At 73.3% G+C, this 8,625-nt stretch carries 8 protein-coding genes and 1 pseudogene; 5 read left to right on the top strand and 4 right to left on the bottom strand.

All coding sequences use genetic code 11. The annotated features are described in order from the left end of the window. A pseudogene (locus tag ACWGIU_RS20900) lies at positions 1-527 on the top strand (hypothetical protein); the annotation flags it as partial. Here ACWGIU_RS20900 and ACWGIU_RS20895 read toward each other — a convergent pair. Beyond that, positions 481-1,110 carry a DedA family protein gene (locus tag ACWGIU_RS20895; RefSeq protein ID WP_453707909.1) on the bottom strand — a complete coding sequence of 210 codons (630 nt, stop codon included), beginning with the start codon at positions 1,108-1,110 and terminating at the stop codon, positions 481-483. The pseudogene ACWGIU_RS20900 and the gene ACWGIU_RS20895 overlap by 47 nt on opposite strands. Further along, positions 1,107-1,883 carry an MBL fold metallo-hydrolase gene (locus tag ACWGIU_RS20890; RefSeq protein WP_453707907.1) on the bottom strand — a complete coding sequence of 259 codons (777 nt, stop codon included), beginning with the start codon at positions 1,881-1,883 and terminating at the stop codon, positions 1,107-1,109. Before ACWGIU_RS20890 ends, ACWGIU_RS20895 begins: the two co-directional genes overlap by 4 nt. Before the next feature lie 119 nt (positions 1,884-2,002). Here ACWGIU_RS20890 and ACWGIU_RS20885 point away from each other — a divergent pair, with 119 nt between their 5' ends. The 4 genes from ACWGIU_RS20885 (at position 2,003) to ACWGIU_RS20870 (ending at position 6,710) form a co-directional block, all read left to right on the top strand. Beyond that, positions 2,003-2,407 (top strand): hypothetical protein, encoded by a 405-nt coding sequence (locus ACWGIU_RS20885; protein WP_453707905.1) that lies wholly within the window; start codon positions 2,003-2,005, stop codon positions 2,405-2,407. A 152-nt stretch (positions 2,408-2,559) separates the two neighbouring features. Next, on the top strand, positions 2,560-4,749 hold the full coding sequence (locus tag ACWGIU_RS20880) for a phage holin family protein (protein WP_453707903.1): 2,190 nt from the start codon (positions 2,560-2,562) through the stop codon (positions 4,747-4,749). Positions 4,750-4,824: 75 nt separating this feature from the next. After that, positions 4,825-6,228, top strand: coding sequence for an amino acid permease (locus tag ACWGIU_RS20875; protein ID WP_453707901.1), 1,404 nt, complete (start codon positions 4,825-4,827; stop codon positions 6,226-6,228). A 41-nt stretch (positions 6,229-6,269) separates the two neighbouring features. After that, on the top strand, positions 6,270-6,710 hold the full coding sequence (locus ACWGIU_RS20870) for an SRPBCC family protein (RefSeq protein ID WP_453707899.1): 441 nt from the start codon (positions 6,270-6,272) through the stop codon (positions 6,708-6,710). A 154-nt stretch (positions 6,711-6,864) separates the two neighbouring features. On the opposite strand, the gene ACWGIU_RS20865 is transcribed toward ACWGIU_RS20870, so the two are convergent. Both ACWGIU_RS20865 and ACWGIU_RS20860 read right to left on the bottom strand, forming a co-directional pair. Then, on the bottom strand, positions 6,865-7,281 hold the full coding sequence (locus ACWGIU_RS20865) for a hypothetical protein (protein WP_453707897.1): 417 nt from the start codon (positions 7,279-7,281) through the stop codon (positions 6,865-6,867). 73 nt (positions 7,282-7,354) lie between these two features. Next, a partial coding sequence (locus ACWGIU_RS20860) for an RNA polymerase sigma factor (protein ID WP_453707895.1) occupies positions 7,355-8,625 on the bottom strand: 1,271 nt, incomplete at its 5' end.

The raw sequence follows: 8,625 nt of genomic DNA, 5'->3' as shown, positions 1-8,625 counted from the left end.
GCGGCCGACGGCCGCTCCGATGGGTACGGTCGCCCGCCGGTCCGCCCCTGTACGTCTCCGACGTCGTCAACAACCGGGTCGTCGAGGTGGCCGTGGACGGGAGTGGCCGGACCACCGTGCCCACCACCGGCCTCTCCCAGCCAGCCGGACTGGCCCCCGACGCCGCCGGTGACCTCTACATCGCCGACAGCGGCAACAACCGCGTGGTGAAGCCGGCCGCGGGCAGCGGTGCGCAGAGCACGGTGCCCACCCTCGGCCTCAACTCCCCGCTGGACCTCGCGCTCGACGGCTCCGGCAACCTCTACGTGGCCGACGGCTTCGACAACCGGGTGGTACGGGTCCGCGAAGACGGGCGGCGGACAGGTCACACTCGCCTTCACCGGCCTCAACACGCCGACGGGTCTCGCGTTCCCGCCCGTCGGCGCGCGACAGGGACACGGCGGGGACCGGTAGCGGCCGGCAGGCGTCGGTCAGGGCCGGTCAGGGCTTCGGCCACAGCCGACGCCACAGCGGGGGCCCCGCGCTGATCGCGAGGGCCAGGCCGACCGCGAGGGCCACGCCCTTCCAGGGCTCCGCGAAGAGGGTGCCGCCCAGGATGCCGATCAGACTGTACGCAGCCGCCCAGGCCAGGCACGCCGGGGCGTCGCCGCGGGCGAAGCGGCGCAACGGCATCTGCGCCAGGAGACAGGCCAGCATCACCGGGATCCGGCCGGCCGGGACCAGCCGCGACAGGACCAGGACGAGTACCCCGTGCTCGTCGAGGCGCGTCCGCGCCTGCTCCAGCCGCTCCGGCGTGGCCCGGCCGCGCAGCGCCTCCAGCCAGCGCGAGCCGCCCCGTGAGCGCACCCCGCGCTGCCCGAGCCAGTACAGCGTCATGTCCCCGGTGAACGCCGCCAGTGCCGACACCGCGAACACCAGCAGCACCCCGTAGGGCGGCGACTGGTGGTGGAAGGCCACGACGGCCGCCGAACTCACCAGTGCGCCCGTCGGGATGACGGGTACCAGCGCACCCAGCGCCACCAGCAGGAACAGCGCCGGGTACCCCACCGCCTGCTGGGTGCTCTCCGGCGGTACCTGATCGGCCGCCGCCGCGAGCTCGCGCCACGTCACGGCAGTCGCACCCGCTCGCCGTGCTGCGGTACCCGTACGGTCACCTTGGGCGCCAGCTGCCGTGCGAGCCGCTCGAACTCCTCGCCGGGAGCGTGGAATTCGTGCGGCCGTACCGCGTCCATCCCGACGGGCCAGTACGTCCCGTAGTGCACCGGAACCGCCGCCGCGGGCGCCAGCCGGGCCAGCGCCCGCGCCGCCCGCCCCGCGTCCAGGTGGCCCGGGCCGAGGTACGGCCCCCAGCCGCCCACCGGCAGCAGGGCCACGTCCACCGGTCCGACCTCCTCGGCCATCGTGTCGAACAGGCCGGTGTCCCCGGCGAAATAGGTCCGCGCCGCGCCCTGCACCACGTAACCGAGCGCCGGGCACAGGCGCGGCCCGAACGGCAGCCGCCGTCCGTCGTGCCGTGCGCGGACCGCCCGGACCCGTACGCCCTCCCGTACGGGGACCTCCTCGCCCGGCACCACCTCCGTCACGGCCAGCCCGCGCAGCCCGGCGACGCGCGCCAGCCCCGGCACGGCCCGGCGCGCCCCGCGCGGCACCACCAGCCGCGTGCCGGGCGCGAGCCGCGCCAACGACGGCAGATGCAGGTGGTCGGCGTGCAGATGGGAGACCAGCACCACGTCGGCCGCCGCCGCCTCGGGCAGGGGCACCGCCCCGCGCCGCCGCCGCAGGTGTGCGAGCCGCCGGGCGAACAGCGGGTCCGTGAGCAGCCGGACCCCGGAGTCCTCGACGGTGCACGTGGCATGACCCCACCAGGTGATCTCCACCTGCACCCGGCCCTCCCTCCCTCGCGCCTCGTCACGAGCCTAAAGTCTGCCCTGCGCGGCCGCTCGGAATCGGATCTCGGCCGCCCCCTCCTCTACGCGGGAGTATCGGAGTAGGGTCCGGCGGCATGGAAGAGTTGCGCGTGGCCGCGATCACCAGCCTGGCCCCGCTCGAAGACCTCGACGCCGACCCCTTCGCCGTGGACACCCGCGGCCAGCACGCCGTGTGCGCGCGCTGGGCCGCCGACCGGGGCTACGTCGTGAGGAAGCAGTTGCTGGTCTACGGGCTCCGCGCCGACCACTGCGGCCTCTGGTCCGATGTCGACACCGGGCAGGTGGACCTCTTCGTCGCCGCCAATCACCGGGTGCTGGCCCGGGCGCTGCGCTCCGTCGAGGAGTTCACCGCCGAGTGCGAGCGGCGCGGCGTACGGCTGGAGACCGTCGGGGCCGAGGAACCCCGGTACACCTCCGCGATGAAGGCCGAGGTGCACCGCAGGCTGTCCATGCCGACCGCCGGCTACGACGGCACCTGACACCTGACACCTGACCTGACCCGTCCTGGCACCTGACCTGACCCGTTCCGGAAGCCCGCTCCACACCCCGGTGCGCCGTCCGCTTCGCCCGACCGGGCGCGCCGTGCTGTGCGAGCCTGGAGGGCGGGACAGGGCTCGCGGGAGGTGGCGGCGTGGGGCGAGGACGGTGGCGGACCGCGGGGAGCGCCCTGGTGCGGGTGCTCCTGGTGTGGGCCGTGTCCACCCTCACGATGCTCGCCCTGGCCGGAATCCTGCCGGACTTCCGGCTGCAGTCCGACGACGGTGACAGCATCACGCAGATCGGGCTGACCGCCGCCTGGGCCGCCGGGGCCTTCGGTCTGCTGAGCGCGCTGGTCTGGCCTGTGCTCGTCCGGGCCCTGCTGCTGGTGCCCGCACTGGTGCTCGGGCTGCTCGTCTTCTTCCTCAACGGCTCGCTCCTGCTGCTGGCGCTCAGCCTGATCCCGGACGGCCGGAGCGAGGCGGCCCCCGAGACCGCGGTGGTCGTCGCCGCCGTGATGTCCGCGGTGGCGTCGGCGACCTCGACCGCACTCGCCGTGCGCGACGACGAGGCCTACCGGCGGCGGCTCTACCGGCTCGCCGACCGGCGCCGCCGCAGGCAGGGCGAGGCGGACCCGGCCCCTGCCGCCGAGGGACCGCCGGGCCTGCTCATGCTCCAGCTGGACGGCGTGGGGTACGAGGAGTTGCGCCGTGCGTGCGCCGACGGGCTGATGCCCACCGTCGCGGGCCTGCTGGACAGCGGCCACCGCGCCCGCTCCTGGCGTACCGACTGGTCGAGCCAGACCGGTGCCAGCCAGCTGGGGATCCTGCACGGCTCCAACTTCGACGTGCCGGCCTTCCGCTGGTACGAGAAGGACACCGGCGAGGTGATGGTCTGCAACCGGCCGACCAGCGCCGCCGAGCTCCAGCGGCGGGCCATCGGGCGCACCGGCCACGGCGGACTGCTCACGCCGGACGGGGCGAGCCGGGGCAACCTGTTCAGCGGCGGCGCCGACCAGCTGGCGCTGGTGCTGTCGGTCTCGGCCCGGCGGGGGCCGGCCAACCGGTCCCGCGCCGGCTACTTCGCGTACTTCTCCGATCCGGCCAACGCCGTCCGTACGGCCGGGTCCTTCGTGGCCGAGGTGGTCCGCGAGGTCGTCCAGTCACTGCGGGCGCGGATCCGCGGGGACCGGCCGCGGGTGTCGCGGGGCGGGCTGTACCCCTTGATCCGGGCCTTCGCGACCGTGGTCGAACGGGACGTGGTCGTCGCGGCCGTGATCGGCGACATGCTCGCCGGGCGCTCAGCGGTCTACGCCGACCTGGTGGCCTACGACGAGGTCGCACACCACTCGGGCCCGCGCGGCCGGGACACCGACCGGGTGTTGCAGCGCCTGGACCGCAGCCTCGCGCTGATCACCCGGGTCGCCGAGCACGCGCCGCGCCGGTACCGGATCGTGCTGCTGTCCGATCACGGCCAGAGCCCGGGGGAGACCTTCCTCGGTCGGTACGGGCTGACCCTCAAGGCCCTCGTCCGAGCGGGCTGCGGGCTGCCCGTCTCCCGCCGGGCCGGCCGGACCCGCAGCGGGGCCGAGGCCCGGGCGGCCGTCCTCGCGGCGCTCCACCGGCCGGTGGAGGAGGGCGAGGAGGCGCACCCGGGGCCGGGCTCCGATCCGGTGGTGCTGGCCTCGGGCAACCTCGCCCTGATCTCCTTCCCGGACATCCCCGGCCGGGCTTCCCGGGCGCGCGTCGAGCGCGCGCACCCCGCCCTGCTGGCCACCCTGGCGAACCATCCGGGCGTGGGATTTCTGCTGGTGGACGGGGTGGTGCTCAGCCGGGGCGGAAGGGCGGCCCGGCTGGACGTCCCGGGGGAGGCGGAGGAGCTGCTGGCTCCCTTCGGCCCGGGCGCGGCGCAGGCCGTCCGGCGGGCCGACACCTTCCCGCACGTGGCGGACGTGATGGTGAACTCTGCGTACGACCCGCGGACGGGCGCGGTGCACGCCTTCGAGGAGCAGATCGGCTCGCACGGCGGGCTGGGCGGGGCACAGGGGCACCCGTTCCTGATGTGGCCCACGGAACTGTCGGACCCGGGGGAGGAACTGGCCGGAGCGGAGGCGGTGCACGCCGTGCTGCGGCGCTGGTTGCGGGAGGCGGACGGGCCGCAGATACCGGTGGTGGTGCCGGTGGGCGAGGCGCTGGCCGCGCCGGTGGGCGAGGCGCTGGCCGTGCCGGCGGGGGAGGCGGTGGGCGAGCCCGCGGGGCTGCCGGTGGAGGAAACCCCGCCCGGGGACGGAACTACCGGAAGGCTTCCTTCCGCAGGGGTGCCCGCGCGGGACGAAATCCGCTGATTTTGTGCCACATCCACGGTGGTCAACCATGTGTTGATCTGACCAGCATGTGAGACATCCAGAGGCGCACCACCGATGACCAGCACCGCAACCCTGCCCGCCGAGGCCGCCGCACCCGCCGAGACCGCCGCACCCGCCGAGCAGGGCCGCGACCCCCACGCGCGCCGCTTCGGCCTTCCCGTCGCGACCTGCCTGGTCATGGGCAACATCATCGGCGGCGGGATCTTCCTTCTGCCCGCCTCGGTCGCTCCCTTCGGCACCATCAGCCTCGTCGCCTTCGCCGTCCTCACCGTCGGCGCGATCGCCCTCGCCCTGGTCTTCGGCCGGCTCGCCGAACGCCACCCGCAGACGGGCGGTCCCTACGTCTACGCCCGCGCCGCCTTCGGCGACTTCGCCGGCTTCCTCGCCGCCTGGAGCTACTGGATCACCGCCTGGGTCTCGAACGCGGCCCTGGCCGTGGCGGCCGTCGGCTACCTCACGGTGCTGTTCCCCGCCGCGGGCGAGCACAAGTGGTCCATGTGCATGGCCGCCCTCGCCGTCCAGTGGCTCCCGGCCCTCGCCAATCTGGCGGGCACCCGCTACGTCGGTGCGGTGCAAGTCGTGGCCACCGTACTGAAGTTCGTCCCGCTGCTCCTGGTCGCGGTCGGCGGGCTGTTCTTCTTCGACCCCGCCCACCTCGGCCCCTTCCGGGCCACCGACCAGAGCGCGGCCGGCGCCGTCTCCGCCTCCGCGGCGATCCTGCTGTTCAGCTACCTCGGCGTCGAGTCCGCCACCGTCAGCGCCGGCGAGGTCCGCGACCCGGCCCGCAACGTCGGCCGGGCCACGGTCCTGGGCACCGTGGGCGCCGCCACCGTGTACCTGCTCGGCACCGTCGCCGTCTTCGGCCTGGTCGCCCACGACCGGCTGGTCTCCTCCACCGCCCCCTTCACCGACGCCGTCGACGCCATGTTCGGCGGCACCTGGGGCGGCACCGTGGTCGCCTGCGCCGCCGTGATCTCGATGCTCGGCGCCCTCAACGGCTGGACGCTGCTCAGCGCGCAGACCCCGTACGCCGCCGCCAAGGACGGTCTCTTCCCGAAGGCCTTCGAGAGGAAGAAGCGCGGCGTCCCCGTCGTCGGCGTGATCGTCACCGTCTCGCTGGCCTCCGCCCTCACCGTCTACAACTACACGGCCGCAGCCCAGGGCGTCTTCGAGAGCCTCGTCCTGATCACCACCTTCACGGCGACCGTCCCCTACCTGCTGGCCACCGCCGCGCAGATCTACTTCCTGCTCTCCGGGCAGCGCGAGCGGGTCCACCCCGGCCGCCTGGCCCGCGACGGCGTCCTCGCCGCCATAGCCTTCGGCTTCTCGCTGTGGCTGGTCGCCGGCTCCGGCTACGCGGCCGTCTACCAGGGCGTGCTCTTCCTCTTCGCGGGTGTCCTCGTCCACGCCGCAATGTCCGCCAGGAAGCACCGCGCCGCCGCGTCCCCCGCGGAGTAGCGTGGAACAGGGGGCCGGCCAGGGGGCGCCAAGGAACCGCCATGTCCGCGATGAGGAAGAGCATCGACATCGACCGCAGGCCCGAGGACGTCTACTCGTACCTGACGGACCCCACCCACCTGCCGGAGTGGCAGGACAGCGCCGTATCCGCCGTCCCGATCGGCGATCTCCCCGTGCACGTCGGTTCGAGGATCCTCGTCACCCGGCAGATCGGCCGCCGGAGGGTTCCCACGACCATGGAGTTCGTGGAGCTCGACCCGCCGCGGAGCTGGCACGTGCACGGCATCGACGGACCGGTACGACCTGATGTGCGCGGCACCATCGAACCCCTCGACGGCGGCGCCCGCTCCCGCGTCACCCTGGACGTCGATTTCGAGGGCCACGGCGTGGGCCGGGCCCTCGTCCCCCTTGTGGTCAGGCCCATGGTCCGCAAGGAGATGCCCCGGGGCGAGGAGAAGCTCAAGCACCTCCTCGAAACCTGACCCTCGCGGCCGGGGACGAGAACCGGATGCCCCAAAGCCGTGCGGTGCGTCGACCCGGGCCGCACGCCGTCACCGTCGTCCCCCGCTCCTGGTGGAGGCCGCCCCGGACATGCCGGCCCGCCGGACATGCCGGCCCGACCCGCGCCCGTGCGCGTCACGCGCGCTGCCTGCGGCTGAGCCGGTAGATGCCGTAGGTGGTGGCGAGGATGATGTCCACCGCCGCCCACAGGGCGATCAGGAGCCCGACACCGATCGCGGTTCCGACCTCTCCGCCGTCCCGGCAGATCTGGAGGGCGTCGCCGGTCAGCCCGACACAGGCGTCGGGAAGATCGGGGGCCTCGTTCACGGCCGTGATAATCCAGACGAGGAAGAGGATCTGCACCGCGAGGAAGACCCAGAAGAAGACCCGGTGGGGCTTTGCCGGGCGGGGGGAAGGGCGGGCCGTCGGGCCCTCAGGGCGCGGACCCCACTCCGGGGGCCGCGAGGGAGGGGGCGGGAGCGGGGTGTCGGCCATGGGCGGAACCTCCTCGGCGAGCGAGGCGGGGACGGGCCGGGTGCCCGTCGGCGTCATGCCCACCATCCCATTGCTCGACGCAGCACGCCCCCGACCCGCGGGTCCGCAGGTCAGGGGCGGGGAGATCGACTCAGTCGAGGTAGTCGCGCAGCACCTGCGAACGCGACGGGTGGCGCAGCTTCGACATCGTCTTGGACTCGATCTGGCGGATGCGCTCACGGGTGACCCCGTACACGCGGCCGATCTCGTCCAGGGTCTTCGGCTGGCCGTCCGTGAGGCCGAAGCGCATGGAGACCACGCCCGCCTCGCGCTCCGAGAGCGTGCCCAGGATGGACTGGAGCTGCTCCTGGAGGAAGGTGAAGGAGACCGCGTCCGCCGGGACGACCGCCTCGGAGTCCTCGATGAGGTCACCGAACTCGCTGTCGCCCTCCTCACCCAGAGGGGTGTGCAGGGAGATCGGCTCACGGCCGTACTTCTGGACCTCGATGACCTTCTCGGGGGTCATGTCGAGTTCCTTGCCCAGCTCCTCCGGGGTGGGCTCACGGCCCAGGTCCTGGAGCATCTGGCGCTGCACACGGGCGAGCTTGTTGATGATCTCGACCATGTGCACGGGGATGCGGATGGTGCGCGACTGGTCGGCCATGGCGCGCGTGATCGCCTGGCGGATCCACCACGTGGCATAGGTCGAGAACTTGTAGCCCTTGGTGTAGTCGAACTTCTCGACCGCGCGGATCAGACCCAGATTGCCCTCCTGGATCAGGTCCAGGAAGAGCATGCCGCGGCCGGTGTAGCGCTTGGCGAGGGAGACCACGAGGCGGAGGTTGGCCTCCAGCAGGTGGTTCTTCGCGCGGCGGCCGTCCTCGACGATGATCTCCAGCTCGCGCTTGAAGGCGGGCTTGTGGTCCTCCTCCTCTTCGAGCTTGTACTCGGAGAACAGACCCGCCTCGATGCGCTTGGCGAGCTCCACCTCCTGCTCGGCGTTGAGGAGGGGCACCTTGCCGATCTGCTTGAGGTAGTCCTTGACGGGGTCGGCGGTCGCTCCGGCCACCATGACCGGCTGGGCCGGGGCGTCGTCCTCGTCGTCGTCGGACAGGACGAAGCCCTGGGTGCCGCCGGCCTTGGGCGCCTCGTCCTCGGCCTCGTCGGCGAGGTCCTCGGCAGCCCAGTCCTCGCCCTCGGCGACGGGGGTCTCGCCCTCGTCGGCGTCCTTGGTGCCGGTCTTCTTCGCCGCCGTCTTCTTCACAGCGGTCTTCTTCACGGCGGTCTTCTTGACCGTGCGCTTCTTCGGCTCGGCGGCGGCCTCGGCCGACGTCTCGTCCTCGATGGCGACGGCCGACGAAGCGGATATCGCCGTGGCGGTGGTGGCGGCCGTGGTCGCGGCGGCGGCCGCGGTCTTACGGG

The sequence above is a fragment of the Streptomyces sp. NPDC054840 genome (assembly GCF_053611065.1).
This window is presented reverse-complemented; position numbering and strand designations above follow the sequence as displayed.

Bases quoted from the DNA above. Each gene is read 5' to 3' on its own strand.
- ACWGIU_RS20885 (WP_453707905.1), top strand. From the start codon at position 2,003: ATGGAAGAGTTGCGCGTGGCCGCGATCACCAGCCTGGCCCCGCTCGAA.
- ACWGIU_RS20875 (WP_453707901.1), top strand. From the start codon at position 4,825: ATGACCAGCACCGCAACCCTGCCCGCCGAGGCCGCCGCACCCGCCGAG.
- ACWGIU_RS20870 (WP_453707899.1), top strand. From the start codon at position 6,270: ATGTCCGCGATGAGGAAGAGCATCGACATCGACCGCAGGCCCGAGGAC.
- ACWGIU_RS20865 (WP_453707897.1), bottom strand. From the start codon at position 7,281: ATGACGCCGACGGGCACCCGGCCCGTCCCCGCCTCGCTCGCCGAGGAG.